General features: G+C 71.0%; 18 protein-coding genes. 8 read left to right on the forward strand and 10 right to left on the reverse strand.

Annotated features, from left to right (window positions below):
* Window positions 1-44 precede the first annotated feature (44 nt).
* On the reverse strand, window positions 45-1,367 hold the full coding sequence (locus VED21_RS32845; protein ID WP_414638367.1) for a PQQ-dependent sugar dehydrogenase: 1,323 nt from the start codon (window positions 1,365-1,367) through the stop codon (window positions 45-47).
* A 390-nt stretch (window positions 1,368-1,757) separates the two neighbouring features.
* Window positions 1,758-4,919, reverse strand: coding sequence for a sulfotransferase (locus VED21_RS32850; protein WP_324890082.1), 3,162 nt, complete (start codon window positions 4,917-4,919; stop codon window positions 1,758-1,760).
* Window positions 4,920-5,123: 204 nt separating this feature from the next.
* Here VED21_RS32850 and VED21_RS32855 point away from each other — a divergent pair, with 204 nt between their 5' ends.
* From VED21_RS32855 to VED21_RS32870, 4 genes are all read left to right on the forward strand, one after another.
* Entirely contained in the window at window positions 5,124-5,363 is a 240-nt protein-coding gene (locus VED21_RS32855) for a hypothetical protein (protein WP_324890084.1), read from the forward strand.
* Window positions 5,364-5,436: 73 nt separating this feature from the next.
* Window positions 5,437-6,276, forward strand: coding sequence for a hypothetical protein (locus VED21_RS32860; RefSeq protein WP_324890086.1), 840 nt, complete (start codon window positions 5,437-5,439; stop codon window positions 6,274-6,276).
* Between the two features lie 228 nt (window positions 6,277-6,504).
* Window positions 6,505-7,668, forward strand: a complete 1,164-nt coding sequence (locus VED21_RS32865) for a glutathionylspermidine synthase family protein (protein WP_324890087.1) — start codon at window positions 6,505-6,507, stop codon at window positions 7,666-7,668.
* A gap of 69 nt (window positions 7,669-7,737) precedes the next feature.
* Window positions 7,738-8,121: a hypothetical protein gene (locus VED21_RS32870; protein ID WP_324890089.1), complete on the forward strand. Its 384-nt coding sequence runs from the start codon at window positions 7,738-7,740 to the stop codon at window positions 8,119-8,121.
* 43 nt (window positions 8,122-8,164) lie between these two features.
* Here VED21_RS32870 and phaR read toward each other — a convergent pair whose 3' ends face one another.
* Window positions 8,165-8,779 carry a polyhydroxyalkanoate synthesis repressor PhaR gene (gene phaR / locus VED21_RS32875; protein ID WP_324890091.1) on the reverse strand — a complete coding sequence of 205 codons (615 nt, stop codon included), beginning with the start codon at window positions 8,777-8,779 and terminating at the stop codon, window positions 8,165-8,167.
* A 463-nt stretch (window positions 8,780-9,242) separates the two neighbouring features.
* Here phaR and VED21_RS32880 point away from each other — a divergent pair, with 463 nt between their 5' ends.
* From VED21_RS32880 to phbB, 3 genes are all read left to right on the forward strand, one after another.
* Window positions 9,243-10,484, forward strand: coding sequence for an alpha/beta fold hydrolase (locus tag VED21_RS32880; RefSeq protein ID WP_324890093.1), 1,242 nt, complete (start codon window positions 9,243-9,245; stop codon window positions 10,482-10,484).
* Between the two features lie 111 nt (window positions 10,485-10,595).
* Window positions 10,596-11,771 (forward strand): acetyl-CoA C-acetyltransferase, encoded by a 1,176-nt coding sequence (locus VED21_RS32885; RefSeq protein ID WP_324890095.1) that lies wholly within the window; start codon window positions 10,596-10,598, stop codon window positions 11,769-11,771.
* Between the two features lie 88 nt (window positions 11,772-11,859).
* Window positions 11,860-12,582 carry an acetoacetyl-CoA reductase gene (phbB, locus tag VED21_RS32890; RefSeq protein ID WP_324890097.1) on the forward strand — a complete coding sequence of 241 codons (723 nt, stop codon included), beginning with the start codon at window positions 11,860-11,862 and terminating at the stop codon, window positions 12,580-12,582.
* Between the two features lie 78 nt (window positions 12,583-12,660).
* Here phbB and VED21_RS32895 read toward each other — a convergent pair whose 3' ends face one another.
* From VED21_RS32895 to VED21_RS32915, 5 genes are all read right to left on the reverse strand, one after another.
* Window positions 12,661-13,065 (reverse strand): hypothetical protein, encoded by a 405-nt coding sequence (locus tag VED21_RS32895; RefSeq protein WP_324890098.1) that lies wholly within the window; start codon window positions 13,063-13,065, stop codon window positions 12,661-12,663.
* A gap of 24 nt (window positions 13,066-13,089) precedes the next feature.
* Window positions 13,090-14,340, reverse strand: coding sequence for an MFS transporter (locus VED21_RS32900; protein WP_324890101.1), 1,251 nt, complete (start codon window positions 14,338-14,340; stop codon window positions 13,090-13,092).
* A 100-nt stretch (window positions 14,341-14,440) separates the two neighbouring features.
* The gene (locus tag VED21_RS32905; RefSeq protein WP_324890103.1) at window positions 14,441-15,361 is read right to left on the reverse strand and encodes a LysR family transcriptional regulator; all 921 of its coding nucleotides are present in this window, start codon (window positions 15,359-15,361) and stop codon (window positions 14,441-14,443) included.
* A complete protein-coding gene (locus VED21_RS32910) occupies window positions 15,358-15,792 on the reverse strand; it encodes a type II toxin-antitoxin system VapC family toxin (RefSeq protein ID WP_324890105.1) in 435 nt (144 codons plus the stop codon). The genes VED21_RS32905 and VED21_RS32910 overlap by 4 nt, the downstream gene beginning before the upstream one ends.
* Window positions 15,789-16,070 carry a type II toxin-antitoxin system prevent-host-death family antitoxin gene (locus VED21_RS32915; RefSeq protein ID WP_324890106.1) on the reverse strand — a complete coding sequence of 94 codons (282 nt, stop codon included), beginning with the start codon at window positions 16,068-16,070 and terminating at the stop codon, window positions 15,789-15,791. Before VED21_RS32915 ends, VED21_RS32910 begins: the two co-directional genes overlap by 4 nt.
* An 87-nt stretch (window positions 16,071-16,157) precedes the next feature.
* Between VED21_RS32915 and VED21_RS32920 the strand changes: the two genes are divergently transcribed.
* Complete coding sequence (locus tag VED21_RS32920; RefSeq protein WP_324890108.1) at window positions 16,158-16,646, forward strand: NUDIX hydrolase; 489 nt, start codon at window positions 16,158-16,160, stop codon at window positions 16,644-16,646.
* On the opposite strand, the gene VED21_RS32925 is transcribed toward VED21_RS32920, so the two are convergent.
* Entirely contained in the window at window positions 16,594-17,460 is an 867-nt protein-coding gene (locus tag VED21_RS32925) for an EAL domain-containing protein (protein WP_324890110.1), read from the reverse strand. The genes VED21_RS32920 and VED21_RS32925 overlap by 53 nt on opposite strands.
* Window positions 17,461-17,696: 236 nt before the next feature.
* Window positions 17,697-18,179, reverse strand: a 483-nt coding sequence (locus VED21_RS32930) for a calcium-binding protein (RefSeq protein ID WP_324890112.1), incomplete at its 5' end; no start/stop codon positions are given.

The following is an 18,179-nucleotide window of genomic DNA, read 5'->3' on the forward strand; positions in this document are numbered from 1 at the left end:
GCCACGGTCACGGGCAGCCTCGTGACCGCAGCCCGCCTATTTTATCAGGGTCCGCCTGCCGTCACCCGCCAGACGCGGTTGCCGACATCGTCGGCGACCAGCAGCTCCCCCTTCCGGTCCAGGGCGACGCCGACCGGTCGGCCGAGCGCGTTGCCCTCCCGGTCCAGGAAACCCGTCAGCACGTCGACCGGTTCGCCGGTCGGGCGGCCGTCGGCGAAGGGCACGAACACGACCTTGTAGCCGCTGTGCGGGCGGCGGTTCCAGGACCCGTGCTGACCGACGAAGGCCCCGCTCGCGAAGCGCGGCGGGAGGGCGCCGGCCCTGGAAAAGGCAAGACCCAGCGACGCGGTGTGGGCACCCAGCGCGTAGTCTGGCACGATCGCCCTGGCGACGAGGTCCGGCCGTTGCGGTGTCACGCGTTCGTCGACGTGCTGCCCGAAGTAGCTGTACGGCCAGCCGTAGAAACCGCCGTCGCGGACCGTGGTCATGTAGTCGGGAACGAGGTCGCTGCCGATCTCGTCACGCTCGTTCACCGTCGTCCACAGCACCCCCGTCGCCGGTTCCCAGTCCAGGCCATTGGGATTGCGCAGGCCCGAGGCGAAGACGCGGTGCCGGCCGGTGGCCGGGTCGATCTCCCAGATCGCGGCGCGGCCTTCCTCCTCCTCCATTCCGTTTTCGGCGACGTTGCTGTTGGAACCGACGGTGGCGTATAGGCGCCGCCCGTCGGGACTGGCGATGACGTTCTTGGTCCAATGGTGGTTGCGTGGGCCGGCGGGCAGGTCCGCCACCTTGGTGCCGGGCGCGGTGATCCGTGTCTCGCCCTGCCGGTAGGGGAAGCGGACCACCGCGTCGGTGTTGGCGACGTAGAGGGCGTCGCCCACCAGCGTCATGCCGAAGGGCGAGTTGAGCCCGTCGAGGAAGACGGAGCGCACTTCGGCCACGCCGTCGCCGTCGGCATCGCGCAGCAGGGCGATGCGGTTGGCGCTCGGCACGCCGGCCCCGGCCTCGCTCATCACCTGCTTCATGATCCAGCCGCGGATCCCCTTGCTGTCCTCGGGCCTGGGGGGAGCGTTGGACTCCGCCACCAGGACGTCGCCGTTGGGCAGCACGAGCAGCCAGCGCGGATGGTCGAGGCCGTCGGCGAAGGCGGTGACGGTCAGGCCGGGACCGGCGGCCGGCATCGCGCCGGCGGGCCAGCCCTTCGCCGGCGCGATGTTGACCGTGGGAATCATGGTTTCGCGGGGCGGCGGCAGCGCCGGGCTGGGGCCGATCCCGGCGGAGACCGGAAGCGTCGCCGATTCACCGCAGCCGGCCAGGGCGGCAGCCATCGCGGCAACGGACAGCGCGGCTTTGGGGAGCTTGGCCATGCGACGGGCCTCCCGATCCATGAGTATCGGGTGATGAACGAGCGGGAGCGCGGCACGGTTCCACCGACTGGCCGGAGGGCGGGCTGCAGAAAAAAGGCCGCCGGAGTGATCCGGCGGCCCGAGTCTAGGGAGGAAACGCCCAAGAGGCGTAAGCCCTGATCATGCTGCATCGCACAAAACCATGCAAGCCCAAGGCATTGCGAAATTGCGCTTGCGCGCGCAATAATTAGACCCTACCGTGGCGTATGGCCCGAGGGTCTAGGGAGAATGCCCAGACAATGGGCAAAATGCAGTGCCAGCGCCTATCCCGGTCAACGGGAAGGCGCGGTACGATGCGGTCCCGGCCCCATCCGGCTTTTCCTGACGCCGCCTTGAGACCGACGCCCTGAATCACCGTGCCGACGCGCACCAGCGTCGCCACAGCCGGCGGTACACGGCCTCCACCGCCCGGGTGTAGGTGCCGGCGTCGCCTGCGGGCGAGCGGGCGAAGCGTTCACGCAGCGTTTCCCTCAACGTCGCAAGGCCGTCGGGGTCGGCCGCCTTTGCGGCCACCAGGTCGACATAGGCGTCCGCGTCCTCCGCAACCCAGTCCGCGAGGCCGACCGCATGCAGGATGGCGGCGGTGCCACGTCCGGCAGGGGCGCGGCCGCGCAGGGTGACGACCGGCACGCCCATCCACAGGCTGTCGCAGGTCGTGATTCCGCCGCCGTGCGGGAACGGATCGAGTGCCAGGTCCATGCGGCGGTAGACGGCCATGTGCGCGTCGCGCGAATCATGGGTCCCGTCGAGAATCAGGCGCTCCGGCGGCACGCCGTGGCCGGCGAAGCGGGCGGCGAGGGCGCGCGCCTGCGCCGGGTCGCCGAGATGCCAGGATTTCAGCAACAGACGCGCCGCGGGAATTCGCGCCAGGACACGCGACCAGAGGGCAACCGTGCCGTCCGACAGCTTCTCCAGCCGGCTGGCGGAGCCAAGCGTCAGGGCGCCGGCCGCGCGCATCGGCAGCGGTCCGACCGGCGGTGCGTCGTCGGGGGCGCGGAAGACCAGCCAGCAGGGCAGGTCCACCACCTCCTCCGCGTACAGGTGGCGCTCGCCGGGCGGGGCAATCACCGGATCGAGGAACAGCGCGTCCATCACCGGCAGTCCGGTGCCGCGCGGCAGGCCCCAGGCGCTGACCTGCACCGGCGCCGGCCGGCGCGCGAACACCGGCAGGCGGCTGCCGTGCGCGTGTCCGGCGACGTTGACCAGAATGTCGATGCCGTCCGCCCGCACCTGAGCAGTCAGCTCCTCGTCCGACAGGGCGGCGGTGTCGCGCCACACGGCCGCGGCGGCGCGGCAGCGCGCGGTCATGGCGTCCCGCATCTCGCCGCCGGAATAGCAGACGGCCTCCACGGCGCTATGGTCGTGGCTTTCCAGGATCGGCAGCAGCACCTCCGCCGCCGGGTGCTGGCGGAAGTCGGCCGACACGTAGCCGACGCGCAGGCGGCGGTCCGGATCGGCGTCCACCGCGAAGCGGGGGGTCGCGGGCACCAGCGGGCGGCCGTGCGTCTCGAACCAGCGGCGGCACTCGGCCTGGATCGTGGCGGTGTCGGCCGTGGCGTCGTAGTCCAGGCCCAGGATCAGGTTGCTGTGCGCCTCCCAGAACGTCGGCTTGAGGGCGAGCGCCCGGCGCAGGCTGCGCTCGGCTTCGGCGAAGCGCCCCATGGCCTGGAGAACCGTGCCCTGGCTGGAATGATAAAGGGCGCTGCCCGGCCGCACGGCGACGGCCCGGCCGATGAGTGCGGCGCCCGGCCCGTGCCGGCCGGTCTGGTGCAGCAGCAGGCCCAACAGGTGCAGCGCGTCGGGCTGGGCCGGCAGGGTGGTGAGGATACGGCGGTAGATGGCCTCCGCCTCCACCGCGGCCCCGCCCCGGTGACGCTTGGTGGCGAGCGCCAACGCCTGCTCCAGGGTCGTGGTCCGCGGGACGGGCGTGGGCGGTGCGTACAGCTGTTCTGCCGCGGCCCATTCCGCCGCCAGGGCGTCGAAAGCCGCCGGCAGGCCGCCGTCGCGTCCACGGCACGCGTCGGCGAGCCGCGCGTGGGCGCGGGCGACCCATTCGGGAAGCGGGACGCCGGCCGGCGCCCCGGTGCCCCGCTCCGGTTCCAGGAAGGCGGCGACGCGCGCATCCGCGTCGGCGCGCAACGGCAGGTCCGGCAACGCGGTCCGGAGGCGGCCCGCCGCGCCCGCCGGGTCGGCGGCCAGATCCTCGTACGCCACGAACATGCGCTCCACGCCCCGTGAGGCGCGCTCGGCGTCGAGCGCGTGGCGCAGCCAGAGCTGCAAGGCATGCGCCGCCGGCATGCCGTCGCGCCGGGCCAGCGAACGGGCCACCGCGGCCGGGTGGCGCACCGGCAGGACGACCACCGGCCGCACGCCGAGCGCCTCGACCGCGCGCAGCCACGCCGGCAACAGGCGGCACAGGCGCGGGTCCTTCACGGCGAACAGCGGCGCACCGGTGAACTCGCGCGTCAGCAGCGCGGTCACGCGGCGCTCGAACGCCGTTGCCGCCGGGCTGGCGAACCAGTCGGGCGGCAGCGCCGCGGTGGCGTCCCAGGACAGGCCGGCGGATGCGAGCGCCTCGTCGTTCAGGCGGATCACCTCCGGGCTTTCCCAATAGCCGGCCGGATTGCCGGCGTCGGGCGCCAGCAGGGTCGAGGGCAGGGCGGCGCCCAGCAGGTTCAGCGCGCGCACGACGGCGGACGTGCCGCTGCGGTGCATGCCGGCGACCAGCAGGGCGACCGGCCGCTCCGGCGCGGTGGCGGGCGCGCCGTCGTACCCGAACACGGCGAGCGCCGGGGTGCCGATCCGCGTCAGCGTCCCGCGCCGTTCCGCCGGCAGGGCGCGCCAGCGGCCGAGGGAGGCCGGCGGCCGGACGGCGCCCGCCGCCTCCGCCGCCGGGGCGGTGTCCAGGTCCAGGGCGCGCAGCAGGCGTCGCGCTTCGCTCTGCGGGGCGGCGCAGACGTCTTCGAACCGCAGCCGCACGCAGCGGAGGCCGAGCGTGCGGTCCGCCCAGGCGGCGGCCGTGCGGTTGGCGTGCTCCCACAGCCGGCAGGCGGCGGCGGGCACGTCGGCTTCGGGGACCGGCTCGCCGAACATGGCGGCGAAGTGCCGGGCCAGCTGCCACTGGTTGCCGGACAGCGCCATGTCCCGCCCGTCGCGCAGCAGATGGACGAAGCGCAGGCGCGGGAACAGCGCGTGAAAGAAGGGCAGCAGGTACATGGCGCGCGGGTTTTTCCATCCCCACGCCACGGCGCCGGCCGGGGCATCCGCAAGGTGCAGCGCCGCCACCCGCCGGCACAACGCCAGCCCGTCCGCCACCAGGGGGGCGGGCAGGTCCGACAGGCGGTAGTCGAGGCCGCGCACCGCGTGCAGGACGGGGTTGATCAGCCGGTCGAGCACCGGTTCGAACGGCATGCAGTCGCCGGCCTCGTTGACGTGCGCGCCCATGAACACGCCCGCGTGCTCCAGCATCCGCCGCACCATGCGGGTGCCCGAACCGCCGGTGGCACCGATCACGATGGGGGCGTCGTCAAAAAAGGGGTTCCGCACGTGCAAAACAGCGCTCTCGTCCGAAGGTAAGGCGAGGCTGGGTGATTCGGCCTGCCGACCGCAAGTGTCGCTTGCCGATGCCGAAAATTTCCCGTGCCGGAGGTGCGACATGTTGGCGCATGCCCGTGTGTGCGGCGCGCCACGCTTCCTATTCCGCTGTCATAGAAGGCTATGCACCCGCTGATGGTCAGCCCGAACTTCGGCAACCTGGGGGCGGGCACGCTGTCGGCGACGAACTTCGCGCTGAACAACCCGGCGGACGCCAACGACCTGCTCGTCTTCAACACGGCCACCGGCACGCTGTTCTTCGACGCCGACGGCAGCGGCGCCGGGGCGGCGGTTGCCATCGCCACGCTGAACGTCCGCACGCTCGGCGCCGGCGACATCCTCGTGCTGGCGACGGGAGGCTGAGGGCGGAACCGCTTTGCCGCGCGCGGGGTTGGCGTCGCATCCACGCGACGTTTCCCCGCACACGGTGATGCGCATGCCGCTCCCGCCCGCCTCGGCCGCTCCCCGCCCGAGCCTCGGCATTCGCTGGACGATCGGCGACGTCAGTCCGCGCGGGTTCGAGGCGTTGCGCCTCTCCCTATGGGGCGTGTGGCGCCTGTTCGCGGAGGCGGCCCGCTACGCCGTCGTCGTCAACAGCGTGGATCTGGAGGAGGTGCTGCGGCGCACCGGCCCGGTGCCGGACGCCGTGGCGTGGCATCCCGCGCACGGACTGCCGGCGGCGCTGGCGGGGCGGCTGGACGCCGGAATGGCGGAAGGGGTGGCGTGGAAGTTCGCCCCGCCGCGCCTGTTTCCTGAACTGGCCGAGCTGTCGTTGGACAACGACCTGATCCTGTGGGACCGGCCGGAAGCCGTGCGGGCGTGGCTGGACGACCCGGCCGGCGGCCCATTCGTGTTGGCCGAGGACGTCGTCCCCGCCTTCGGCCGCTTCGCCCCCTGGTGCGGGCCGGAGCCGCGCAATACCGGCATCCGCGGCCTGCCGGCGGGCTTCGACCTGACGGCGGCGCTGGCGTCGCTGTTGGACGCCGTGCCGGGGCCGCTGGCGTCGGAGTTGGACGAACAGGGGCTGCAGGTCGCCGCTCTCCAGCGTGCCGGCGCCTGCCGCACGGTGACGCTGGACGAGGTGAGCGTGTGCTCCCCCTTCTGGCCGCACCGGGCGGAGCTGGGGCGCTGCGGCGCGCATTTCGTCGGCCTCAACGCCCGCCACATCCCGTGGAGCTATCACGACCGCCCGGCCACCGAGGTGCGGAGCGAGCATTGGGAGGCGCACCGCCCGACGCTCTACCGGCTGGTCGGGCTCGACGCGCCGGCCGTGTAGTGTGCCGGGCAGTGTTCCGGGCATGGCCGCTCCGCCCCGCAGTGCAGCATCCGGCGCTTGTGCTGCGGCGATTGTCCGGGAATTATGCGCGCCGCCCGTCAGCCCCCAACCCGGAGCCCCCGTCCTTGAGCCCGTCGCCGTCGTTCCCCGGCATCGCCGCCTTCGTCAGAACCGGCCGCGACCGGCTGCGGGGCCGCCTGTTGATTCAGCGTTTCGGGTGGTGATGCGATGCGCAGAGTGACGGTGACGCCCCGGGTCGACTGGCGCCCGGGGATCCGCAAGTACCCCTTCGGCACGGCCGCGGCGCCAGCCGCCGCGGCGTGGCGGGAGGACGTGCGCTATGAGTTCTCTCCCCAGCAGATCGACCTGATCGAAAGCGTGGCGGACGAGCTGCACGGCATGGTGCGCGAGGCGGTGCGCGTCGCCGTCGACCGCCGCCTGCTGGCCCGCCTGGGCCTGCGCGGCGAGGCGGCGCGCCTGGTGGAGGCGGCGTGGGCCGACTACTGGCGCCCCTTCGGCATCAACGAGCGCGCGGGCGGGCTGGTCGGCCGGCTGGCGCTGGCCTACGACGGGCGCGATTCGCTGAAGCTGCTGGGCACCAACTACGACCAGCCGGACGGGCTGTTCGCAGCATCCATCGTCCAGGGCAACTGGCTGGAGGCGCTGTACTCCGGCCACGACCAGTTCAACGGCCTGCACGAGGCGCTGATCGAGCGGTGGGAGGAACTGGCCGCCGCCGGCCCGGGGCGCGAGCACCTGCACCTCGGCTGCCTCACCCCCGACCCGGTGCGCGAGGGGGAACTGATCTACCTCGCCGCCACGGCGGCCGAGGCCGGCATCGCCACCACGCTGCTGCCCTTGCAGGACATCGTCTGGGACCAGGGCCGCTTCCGCGACCAGGGTGGTGCCGCGATCGCCTGGCTGCTCAAGCTCTACCCGTGGGAGGCGATGGTCGACGACAGCTTCGCCCAGCACCTGCGGGGCGCGGCCATGGCGGTGGTGGAGCCGGTGTGGCGTTGGCCGATGGCCAACCACGCGCTGCTGGCGCTGTTGTGGGAGTTGTACCCCGGCCACCCCAACCTGTGCCGCGCGGCGTTGAGCGAGGAGGGCATCGGCGGCGGCGAGGCGCTGATCCTGCGCGCCGCCGAGGGGCTGGACCACGCCCCCACGCGCCTGATCGAACACGGCCGCATCACCGTCGGCACCGGCGCCTTCCCGGAGGGGCCGTGCCTGTGGATGGAGGCGCCGCCGGTGTTCGAGCAGGACGGGGCGCACGCGGTGCTGCACGCCTGGGTCGTCGGCGACAAGTGCCTGGGCATGAGCGTGCGCGAATCCGCCGATCCGCGCGTCGGGCCGGAGGCGGCCATCGTCCCGCATTTGTTCCGGGACTGACGGTCAAGGCCGCTGGCGGTTGGCACCTGTTGGTGCGATCATGGCCGTCCCAGGCAGGCGGAGGGCATCATGTCGGGCGGCAAGATCGTCGGGGAATACAGCAAGGGCAAGGTCGACAAGCTGCTGACGCCGGAACTCGCCGACGAGGCGAACCGGCATCGCGTCATGCAGTTCCTGGAGAACATGGAGGCCGCGGTTCTGGAAGCGAACTGCGTCATCATCGGCCAGGAGATCCCCAACCTCAACCGCGAGAACTTCCTGAAGCTGGCGGTGCGGGTGGCCGAACTGCGCGCCGACTACATCCGCGCCGGCCTGAAGATGGCCGAGCAGCGCCACCCCGACGCCGCCGCCGTCGCCGAGGTGGAGCACCACCGCAAGGCCTACGAGGAAATGGTTGCCGTCTTCGAAGCCGCGCAACGCATCATCGAGCGCGGCTACGTGAAGCTGGGGTGATTTAAAACCCTCCCGCTGCGGAGCAGGGGGAGGGCTTTAGACATTACTTCTCCGGCTTCGCCTTGCTGATGTTGGCGATCTGCTTCTGCAGATCGTCGATACGCTTCTGCAGATCGTCCAGCGAATGGTCGCCCGGTTGGGCGGCCGGCTGCGGGACCTGCGTCGGGGCGGGGTGCTCGCCCGGGCCGCCCTCGGCGCCGAAGGGGGTGAACATGCGCATGGCGCGTTCGAACATGGCGAGGTTCTGCTTGCCCATCTCCTCCAGGCGGCCGAACGGGAACATCCCGCCCAGCGTGTTCTGGAAATAGTCGCGCATCTGCTCCTGGTTGCGAGCGAAGGACTGCATGCTGTATTCGAGGTACCGCGGCACCATCCACTGCATGTTGTCGCCGTAGAACCCGATGAGCTGGCGCAGGAAGCTGATCGGCAGCAGGTTCTGGCCCTTGCTCTCTTCCTCGACGATGATCTGGGTGAGGACCGAGCGGGTGATGTCCTCCCCGGTCTTGGCGTCGTAGACCACGAAGTCCAGGCCGTCCTTCACCATCTGGCAGAGGTGGTCGAGCGTCACATAACTGGACGTTGCCGTGTTGTAGAGCCGCCGGTTGGCGTACTTCTTGATCGTGATGGGGGCGGACTTCTGTTCTTCCTTCTCGGCCATCGCGGTCTCTTTCAATATGGGGTCCGGCGGAAAATCCTGTAGACTCTAGAACTACGACATGCCGGGCAGCGTGGCAAGCATCCTGCCGTAAAGTAGGGCAATTGCCAGCGGAAGCGTCCGTTTTGCCGCGACGACGCGCGCTCTGGTCAAGGCCGCGGTACACCTCATATACTGTTCGGCATGGCCGACCCCACCGACTCCGACGTACCCACTCTGGACGCCCTGGCGCGCCGCTACCTCGATCTTTGGCAGGAGCAATGGGCGGCGCTGGCCGCCGATCCGGCCATGGCGGAGAACCTCGCGCGCGCCTTCCAGATGATGGGGCAGGGGGCGGCGTCGCTGGCGCCGTTCGCCTTCGGCCCGGCCGGCTTCGCCTTCGGCGGCACGCCCGGCACCGACTGGGACCCGCGCCCGGCTCCTGCACCCGCTGCCGCTTCCGCTTCTCCCGCCACGGGCCCGGTCCATGACCACAGCCGAGACCACAGCCGAGAAAACCAGCCCCCCGCCGCGCCTGGGGCCGCGCCCGCTCGGCCTGCACCTGACCACGGTGACGGCGACGCTGCTGAGCTCCGGCGCCGCATTGCCGCCCTCGAGGAACGGCTCGCTGCCGTGGAAGCCCCATCTGGCGGAGCGGGCGGCCGAGCTGCAAAGGCACCTCGCCGCCGCCGATCCGGACGCGCTGGCCAGGGCGGTTGACCGCGAGGCGCGCATCCGGCTCGACCGCGCGCTGACGGGCATCGAGCGCTACCGCCACCACCCCTACCGCCGCGATCTGCCGGACCCGCCCGCGGTGTGGACGGAGGGGAACAGCCGGCTGCTCGACTACGGTCCCGAAAACGGGCGGCCTGTGCTGTTCGTGCCGTCGCTGGTCAACCGCCACTACATCCTCGACCTGTCGGCGTCCAAGAGCTTGATGCGCTGGCTGGCCGGGCGCGGCGTCCGGCCGTTCCTGCTGGACTGGGGGCCGCTGGGGCCGCTGGAGCGGCGCTTCACGCTGACCGACTACATCGCCGGCCGGCTGGAGCGCGCGCTGGACGACGTGGTGGCGCGCGCCGGGCGGGCGGTGCCGGTGGTCGGCTACTGCATGGGCGGGCTGCTGACCACGGCGCTGGCGCTGCGCCGGCCGCGCGACGTCGCCTCCCTGACGCTGATGGCGACACCCTGGGACTTCCACGCCGAGGACGCGGCCACGGCGCGGCGCGCCGCCGCCTTCTTCCAGCCCTTCGGCCCGCTGCTGGACGCCTGGGGGGAACTGCCGGTGGACGCCATCCAGGCGCTGTTCGCCCAGCTCGACCCGCTGCTGGCCTTGAAGAAGTTCAGCCAGTTCGCCCGCATGGACCCCGACAGCCCCGCCGCCGCGGCCTTCGTGGCGCTGGAGGATTGGCTCAACGACGGCGTGCCGCTGGCGGCGGCGGTGGCGCGCGACACGCTGGCCGGCTGGTACGGGCGCAACGATACGGCGCGTGGCGGCTGGCTGGTCGGCGGCCTGCCGGTGGACCCCGCGCGAGTGAAGGTGCCGACCTTGGCGCTGATTCCCGAGCGTGATCGCATCGTGCCGCCGGCCTCGGCCACGGTTCTGGCTCTAACCATTCCGGGTGCGCAAATGATTATGCCCCCACTCGGCCATATAGGCATGGTGGTCAGCGCCGGAGCGGAGATGGGCGTATGGCGTCCCCTGGCCGAATGGCTTAATGCGACAGGTTAGCCCGACCCGGACGGGCGCCTTGCATTGGCAGTATGTTGGCCCTAAGGTGGCGTGTCTCCTGACTGCTACACAGCTCTCATAATAAAACTGTCAAATCTGAGGAGCGTCAACATGACAGAGGTTGTTATCGCCGGCGCCGCGCGCACGGCCATCGGTGCCTTCAATGGCGGCTTGAGCTCGGTCCCGGCGCATTACCTGGGCGAGGTCGCCATCCGCGAGGCGCTGGCGCGCGCGAAGACCGAGGCCGGCGAGGTCACGGAGGTCATCCTGGGGCAGATCCTGGCCGCCGGCCAGGGCCAGAACCCGGCCCGTCAGGCCGCCGTGAACGCCGGCATTCCGGTCGACAAGACCGCGTTCGGCATCAACCAGCTGTGCGGCTCCGGCCTGCGCACGGTGGCGCTCGGCTATCAGGCGATCCGCAACGGCGACGCCGACGTCATGGTCGTCGGCGGCCAGGAGAGCATGAGCCAGGCGCCGCACGTCATGCACATGCGCAACGGCGTCAAGATGGGCACGGCCGAGTTCCTCGACACCATGCTCAAGGACGGCCTGTGGGACGCCTTCCAGGGCTACCACATGGGCAACACGGCCGAGAACGTGGCGCAGAAGTGGCAGCTGACCCGCGAGGAGCAGGACGCCTTCGCCGCGGCCTCCCAGCAGAAGGCCGAGGCCGCCATGAAGGCCGGCCGCTTCAAGGACGAGATCGTCCCGGTCACCATCAAGGGCCGCAAGGGCGACGTCATCGTCGACACCGACGAGCACCCCAAGCACGGCACCACGCTTGAGTCGCTGGCCAAGCTGCGCCCGGCCTTCTCGAAGGACGGCACGGTGACCGCCGGCAACGCTTCGGGCATCAACGACGGCGCCGCCGCGCTGGTGCTGATGACCGCCGACAACGCGGCGCGCCGCGGCGTCACCCCGCTGGCCCGCATCGTGTCGTGGGCGACCGCCGGTGTCGATCCGGCGATCATGGGCACCGGCCCGATCCCGGCCTCCCGCCTCGCCCTGCAGAAGGCCGGCTGGAAGGTCGAGGACCTCGACCTGATCGAGGCGAACGAGGCCTTCGCCGCCCAGGCCCTGGCCGTCAACAAGGACCTGGGCTGGGATCCGGCCAAGGTGAACGTCAACGGCGGCGCCATCGCGCTCGGCCACCCGATCGGCGCGTCGGGTGCCCGCGTGCTGGTGACCCTGCTGCACGAGATGCAGAAGCGCGACGCCAAGAAGGGCCTCGCCACGCTGTGCATCGGCGGCGGCATGGGCGTGGCGCTCTGCGTGGCGCGCGACTAAGTCGAAGAAGGACCGCGGGCCGCTTCGAGGGGAGCGGCCCGCGCGTCCGGTAACGATCGGATCCAATCAGAAACTGGGGGAGGAGCCTATGGCTCGAGTTGCAGTTGTCACCGGCGGCACGCGCGGTATCGGTGAAGCCATTTCCGTCGGCCTGAAGAACGCCGGCTACACGGTCGCCGCCAACTACGCCGGCAACGATAAGGCCGCCGAGGAATTCACGGCGCGCACCGGCATCAAGGCCTACAAGTTCGACGTGTCGGACTTCGATGCCTGCAAGGCCGGCTGCGAGAAGATCGCGGCCGAACTGGGCCCGATCGACGTGCTGATCAACAACGCGGGCATCACCCGCGACACGGTCATCCACCGCATGACGCCGGAGCAGTGGGAGGCGGTGATCGCCACCAACCTCACCTCCTGCTTCAACATGTGCCGCAACGTGATCGACGGGATGCGCGAGCGCGGCTTCGGCCGCATCGTCAACATCGGCTCGGTGAACGGTCAGGCCGGCCAGTACGGCCAGGTCAACTACGCCGCCGCCAAGTCGGGCATCCACGGCTTCACCAAGGCGCTGGCCCAGGAGGGCGCGGCCAAGGGGATCACCGTGAACGCCATCGCGCCGGGCTACATCGACACCGACATGGTGCGCGCGGTGCCGGCCCACGTGCTGGAGAAGATCGTCGCCCGCATCCCGGTCGGCCGCCTCGGCAAGGCCGAGGAGATCGCCCGCGGCGTGCTGTTCCTGGTCTCCGACGACGGCGGCTTCATCACCGGCTCGACGCTGTCGATCAACGGCGGCCAGCACATGTACTGATGCCGGGTTTATTTTCGGCCTGACAACGAGGGCCCTCTCCCAGCCGGCCAGGGAGAGGGCCTTTTTCGTTTCCGGCGATTACCGCAACTCGTACAGCTTCGGCCGCTTGTCGTCGTCCATGGTCACCGCGCAGCCGCCCAGCGCCGGACCGACGACCGGCAACTCGCCGAACGACGCCAGCGCGCCTTCCGACTTCAGCCGGCCGACGAAGCCCGCTTCCGTGCCGCGCGCCACCCAGCCAGCCCAGGTCGAGCGCACCGGCTCGCCGCCCGCGCGCACCACGGCGGTGAAGGCCGCCTCGTCCGACATGCCGGGCGGGAAGACGGCCAGCACCGTGCCGTCCGTCTCCGGCGGCAGCGCCGCCTCGCGCAGGGACATCGCCATCAGCGCCAGCCACACCACCACGACCACGCCACCGAAGGCCAGCGCGAAGCCGTGCCCGGAACCGAGTGAAGGAGGAGAGGTGGTGGGCGTGGTGGTCATGCGTTCCCTCTGCGGGCGTTTCCTCTATCCGCGCGCCTGCGCCGGCACCATCTCCGGCGCCGGCCGCTCGTGGATCGGCCAGTGCACCAGCGCCGAGGCCAGTGCCAGAACCACGCTGGCCCACCACACCACGTCGTACGATCCCGTGCGCTCGTACAGCACGCCGCCCAGCCAGACGCCCAGGAAGCCGCCGACCTGATGGCTGAAGAAGGCGAAGCCGTACAGCATGCCCAGGTACCGCGTGCCGAACATCAGCGCCACGAGGCCGGACGTCGGCGGCACCGTCGACAGCCACAGGATGCCCATGCCCGCCGCGTAAATCAACACCGAGACCGGCGTGATCGGCAGCAGGATGAAGGCGGCGGTGAAGGTGCCGCGCAGGAAGTAATTGGCAACCAGCAGGTAGCGCTTGCTCATCCGCCCGCCGAGAACGCCAGACGCATACGAGCCTATGATGTTGAACAGGCCGATCAGCGCCAGCGCCCATCCGGCCAGCGTCGGGCTGATGCCGGCCTCGGTCAGGTAGGGCGGCAGGTGCGTGGTGATAAAGGCCAGCTGGAAGCCGCACACGAAGAACCCGGCCACCAGCAGCACGTAGCTGCGGTGCGCGAAGGCCTGCCGGATGGCTTCCATGAAGCCGACGTCGGCGCCGGTCACATGCTGCGCGCCGCGCGATCCGCCGCTGCCGCCGAAGGCGGTGGCCAGCACCGGCACCAGCAGCATGGTGCCGGCCAGGATCAGCATCGCCGTCTGCCAGCCGTAGCCGGCGATGAACGCCTGCCCCAGCGGCGCGAACAGGAACTGGCCCATCGATCCGGCGGCGGTGGCGATACCCATGGACCACGACCGCTTCTCCGGCGGCACCAGCCGGCTGAAGCCGGCGATGACCACGCCGAACGACGCACCCGACAGCCCCAGCCCCACCAGCACGCCGGCCGTCAGGTACAGCAGGCCCGGCGTGTCCGCCCAGCTCATCAGCGCCAGCCCGATGCCGTACAGCACGCCGCCGGCGGCCAGCACGACGCCCGGCCCGAAACGGTCGCTCAGCGCGCCGGCGAACGGGCCGCCAGCGCCCCACAGCAGGTTCTGGATGGCGATGGCCAGCGCGAAGACGTCGCGCCCCCAACCGCGCGTCTCCGACAGCGGCTGGATGAACAGTCCCATGACGGAGCGCGGGCCGAAGCCCAGCATGGCGATCAGGCAGCCGCAGGCGATGATGACGGCCGGCGTGCGCCAGCCGTGCGAGGCCGGCGCCGGGGCGGTTGTGGTGCTCATGTCTCGTGTCCCTCCCGCCGGTCAGGAGAATGCCGGCTTTTGCACCGCACATCCTACGCGCGGCGTTGGGCTTTCCGCCAATTCATAATGGGAAACTGGATCATTCCGCGGCGGAATGAAACGCCTGCGGCCGTGGCCGGAACTGGTTGAGAAGGCTAGCTTCCAAGGTGTCGAAGACGCGCGACAGCCGCTCGCCGTACCGCGCGCGCACCAGCCATGCGGCGACCGTCAGGTGAAAGCCGTCCACGGGCACCGGCCGCAGCCGCCCGGCCAGCGGCGAGTCCTCCAAGAGGCGCAGCGGCCCGACGCCGAAGGCGAAGCCGCGCGCGGCCAGCGACAGCAGCATCTCCTGGTCGAACGCCTCGACCGCGACGTTCAGCGTCAGCCCGGCGCGCTTCAGCGCCTCCACCAGCGCGCTGCGGTACCGGCATCCCTCCGGCTGCAGCACCCAGCCGACCTCGTTCATGGCGGCCAGCGATCCGCGGCAGCGCGCGATCAGGTCCGGCGTGCCGACCACGTGCACCTCCTCCAGCGACAGGCGGTGGCCGGGCAGGTCGGCCGGCGGCGCGTCGTCGCCGTTCAGCAGGATCATGGCGCCGTCCAGCGCGCCGTTCTCCATGCGCTCCAGCAGCGCCGCACTCCAGTCCGAATGGAACCGCACGGTCAGGCCGGGGAACGCGGCGCGCAGGTCGTCCAGCGCCGCGCCGGTCAGTGCCCGCGCCAGCACGTGCGTGGCGCCCAGGCGCAGCAGGCCGGCCGGTTCGCTGCCCTTGGCGAAGGCGCCGGCCAGTTGGTCGACGGAGGCGAGCACGCGCCGCCCGTGCGCCAGCGCGATTTCGCCGTCGCGGGTCAGCATCAGCGGCTTGCTCTGCCGGTCGAACAGGGTGGCGCCGACGTCGGCCTCCAGGCGCTGGATCAGGCGCGACACGGCCGACTGCGTCAGGTGCAGCCGCGCCGCCGCCTCCTGCACCGACTGCGCCTCGGCCACCGCCACGAAGGTGCGAATCTCGTTCAGTTTCATGGCGTGCCGCCTCCGGCGGGCTCGAACGGGTTGTGCAGCGGGACGCCCAGGTCCGCGAAATCCCGCACGTTGCGCGTTGCCACCGTCAGCCCGTGCACCAGGGCGGTCGCGGCGATCAGCAGGTCTTCCGAATTGCCTTGCGGGCGCGCCACGCGCAGTTCCGCCCACCGCTTGGCAATCGCCGTATCGATGGGAAGGATGGTATTGGCCTGAAGCGTTTCGATGGTGTGCAGCCAAGCCTCCAGCCGTGCGGCCTTTGCGAGGTTTGTCGGGCGGAGCTTGACGATCCCCTTGTGAATCTCGCCGATGGTGATGGCGCTAATGAAACCTGCTCCGTCAGGAAGCTGTGCAAGCCAGTCGACCACGCCGGGATGTGGGCGCGGCCGGTAAGCTTCCGACAGGATGTTGGTGTCCAGCAGGTCGGGGGTCATTCGAAGTCCGGCGCTTCACGCCGCCACACGCCGTTGCGCGGGCCAATGAGGGCATCAAGGTCAACGGCATCCTCCGGGGCGCGGCGCAGAATCAATTGCCCCAGGGTGGGCCGCTCGGCCCCCGCCAACCGCTGGGCCATCCGCTGGTACTCCTCGGCCGGGACGAGCACCGCGGCGGGCACGCCGTCGCGGGTGATGGTCAGGGGGCCCTCGCTCAGGGCGCGGTCCACCGCGGCCTTCAGCTCCTGGTTGTCCTTGCGCAACGGCAGCACGCCCATGGCCGATCCTCCAACCCCGCGCCAAACCGGAAATGAGTGTCGGAGCGGGCTGGTGCGGTGTCAAGGCGGCCTGCTACTCTGGCCACCATGACCACGGATGCCCCCGCCGATTCTCCCGCCGACCGCTCCGGCCGCGCCTATCCCGACCGCCCCTGGGTGGGCGTCGGCGTCATCGTCTGGAAAGGGGAGGAGTTGCTGCTCATCCGCCGCGGGCGGGCGCCGAGGCTGGGGCAGTGGAGCCTGCCGGGCGGCGCCCAGGGCGTCGGCGAGACGGTGTTCGAGACGGCGGCGCGCGAGGTGCTGGAGGAAACCGGCCTCACCGTCGAACCGGTCGAGGTGGTGACTGTCGTCGACGCAATCAACCGCGACGGCGAAGGGCGCATCCAGTACCACTACACGCTGGTCGAGGTCGCCGCCGAGTGGCGCGCGGGCGAGGCGGTGGCCGGCGACGACGCGCTGGAGGTGCGCTGGGCCGGCGTCGAGGAGGCGCTGCAGCTCGTCCCCTGGGAGGAGACGGACAAGGTCATCCGGCTGGCGGCAGCCCGCCGGAGCCGATCCCGCCCAGCGCCGCGATGAAATCCGGCACGTCGGGCTCGTGCAGCGGCCTCGAGAGCAGGTAGCCCTGGATGCGGTCGCAGCGGTAGGCGCGCAGGAACAGCAACTGCTCCGGCGTCTCCACACCCTCCGCGATCACCTGCAGGCCCAGCGCGTGGGCCAGCGCGATCACCGCGTGCACGATGGCGGCAGCGTCGCGGTCCTCCACCATCGCCTGCACGAAGTGCTTGTCGATCTTCAGCGCCTCCACCGGCACCTTGCGCAGCAGCGCCAGTGAGGAATAGCCGGTGCCGAAATCGTCCAGCACCAGCCGCACCCCGGCCCCGCGCAGCTCCAGCAGCGCCTCGCGCGCCGCGTCGCCGCCGTGGAACAGCGCCGTCTCGGTCAGCTCCAGCTTGAGGTTGTTGGCCGGCAGCCCGGTCTCCGTCAGCACGCCCAGTACGGTGCGGGCCAGCCCCGGCCGGTTGAACTGGTGGGAGGAGACGTTGACCGCCACCGGCACGTCGGCCATGCCGTCGCGCAGCCAGCCGGCCATCGTCTCGCACGCGCGGCGCAGCACCCATTCGCCCAGCGCGTCGATGGCGCCCGTCGCCTCGGCCATGGGAATGAAGACGTCCGGCGGCACCACCGTGCCGTCCGACAGGCGCCAGCGCACCAGCGCCTCGAACCCGGTCAGCGTGCCGGTGTGGGCGTCCGCCTGCGGCTGGTAGGCCAGCATCAGCTCGTCCCGCTCGATGGCCTCGCGCAGGCGCTCGGTGAAGGCGTCCTCCACCTGTTCCGGCGGCGTCGGGCCGAGCAGGCCCGCATCCGTCAGGATCTTGCTGGTGGCCGCCATGTCACCTCTCCTTGCCCCGCTACAAACCGGTGCCGGTGGGTAAACACACCAGGAAACGGTTTGTTAACCATATTTCATCGCAGTTAACGCGATTTCCGATGGTTTCGAAAGCGTTAACGGCCGCCGGGCGGTGACAAGTTCGGGGTAGGGCGCCTCCGCCGGATCCCGGAACGGCGACGGGGAGCCCGCGGTTCCCCGCGGACTCCCCGTTTTTCCGGTACAGCTTCGATGATCACTTATCCGGTGACGATCCAGCCGCTGGTGACGTTGGTGGCGCTGATGCCGGTTAGGGTGATCTGGTCGCCGGTGCCGAAGCTGATGACGGCGCCGTTCGGGCCGTCGGCGATGGTCCAGGTCATGCCGGCGGCAACCTGGATGCGGTCGCCCTGGGCGAAGTCGAAGTCGCCGACGGTGTCGGCGCCGCCGCCGGTGGCGAAGACGAAGCGGTCGGCCCCCGCCCCGCCCACCAGCGTGTCGTTGCCCAGATTGCCGTTCAGCACGTCGTCGCCCAGGTTGCCGGCCACGACATCGTCGCCCTGGCCGCCGAAGATGCTGTCGTCGCCCTGGCCACCGAAGATCGTGTCATTGGCCATGTTGCCGTACAGCGCGTCGTTGGCCATGTTGCCGTAGATCACGTCGGCGTCCTGGCCGCCGAACACCGTGTCGGCGTCCTGCCCGCCGAACAGCGTGTCCATGCCCAGGTTGCCGTACAGCAGGTC

Origin of the sequence: Azospirillum sp., from assembly GCF_035627195.1 — a bacterium.
Lineage (GTDB): Bacteria > Pseudomonadota > Alphaproteobacteria > Azospirillales > Azospirillaceae > Azospirillum.

Coding starts and splice junctions, on each gene's coding strand:
- VED21_RS32845 (WP_414638367.1), bottom strand. CDS start 1,367: ATGGCCAAGCTCCCCAAAGCCGCGCTGTCCGTTGCCGCGATGGCTGCC.
- VED21_RS32855 (WP_324890084.1), top strand. CDS start 5,124: ATGCACCCGCTGATGGTCAGCCCGAACTTCGGCAACCTGGGGGCGGGC.
- VED21_RS32860 (WP_324890086.1), top strand. CDS start 5,437: ATGCCGCTCCCGCCCGCCTCGGCCGCTCCCCGCCCGAGCCTCGGCATT.
- VED21_RS32865 (WP_324890087.1), top strand. CDS start 6,505: ATGCGCAGAGTGACGGTGACGCCCCGGGTCGACTGGCGCCCGGGGATC.
- VED21_RS32870 (WP_324890089.1), top strand. CDS start 7,738: ATGTCGGGCGGCAAGATCGTCGGGGAATACAGCAAGGGCAAGGTCGAC.
- phaR (WP_324890091.1), bottom strand. CDS start 8,779: ATGGCCGAGAAGGAAGAACAGAAGTCCGCCCCCATCACGATCAAGAAG.
- VED21_RS32880 (WP_324890093.1), top strand. CDS start 9,243: ATGACCACAGCCGAGACCACAGCCGAGAAAACCAGCCCCCCGCCGCGC.
- VED21_RS32885 (WP_324890095.1), top strand. CDS start 10,596: ATGACAGAGGTTGTTATCGCCGGCGCCGCGCGCACGGCCATCGGTGCC.
- phbB (WP_324890097.1), top strand. CDS start 11,860: ATGGCTCGAGTTGCAGTTGTCACCGGCGGCACGCGCGGTATCGGTGAA.
- VED21_RS32895 (WP_324890098.1), bottom strand. CDS start 13,065: ATGACCACCACGCCCACCACCTCTCCTCCTTCACTCGGTTCCGGGCAC.
- VED21_RS32900 (WP_324890101.1), bottom strand. CDS start 14,340: ATGAGCACCACAACCGCCCCGGCGCCGGCCTCGCACGGCTGGCGCACG.
- VED21_RS32905 (WP_324890103.1), bottom strand. CDS start 15,361: ATGAAACTGAACGAGATTCGCACCTTCGTGGCGGTGGCCGAGGCGCAG.
- VED21_RS32910 (WP_324890105.1), bottom strand. CDS start 15,792: ATGACCCCCGACCTGCTGGACACCAACATCCTGTCGGAAGCTTACCGG.
- VED21_RS32915 (WP_324890106.1), bottom strand. CDS start 16,070: ATGGGCGTGCTGCCGTTGCGCAAGGACAACCAGGAGCTGAAGGCCGCG.
- VED21_RS32920 (WP_324890108.1), top strand. CDS start 16,158: ATGACCACGGATGCCCCCGCCGATTCTCCCGCCGACCGCTCCGGCCGC.
- VED21_RS32925 (WP_324890110.1), bottom strand. CDS start 17,460: ATGGCGGCCACCAGCAAGATCCTGACGGATGCGGGCCTGCTCGGCCCG.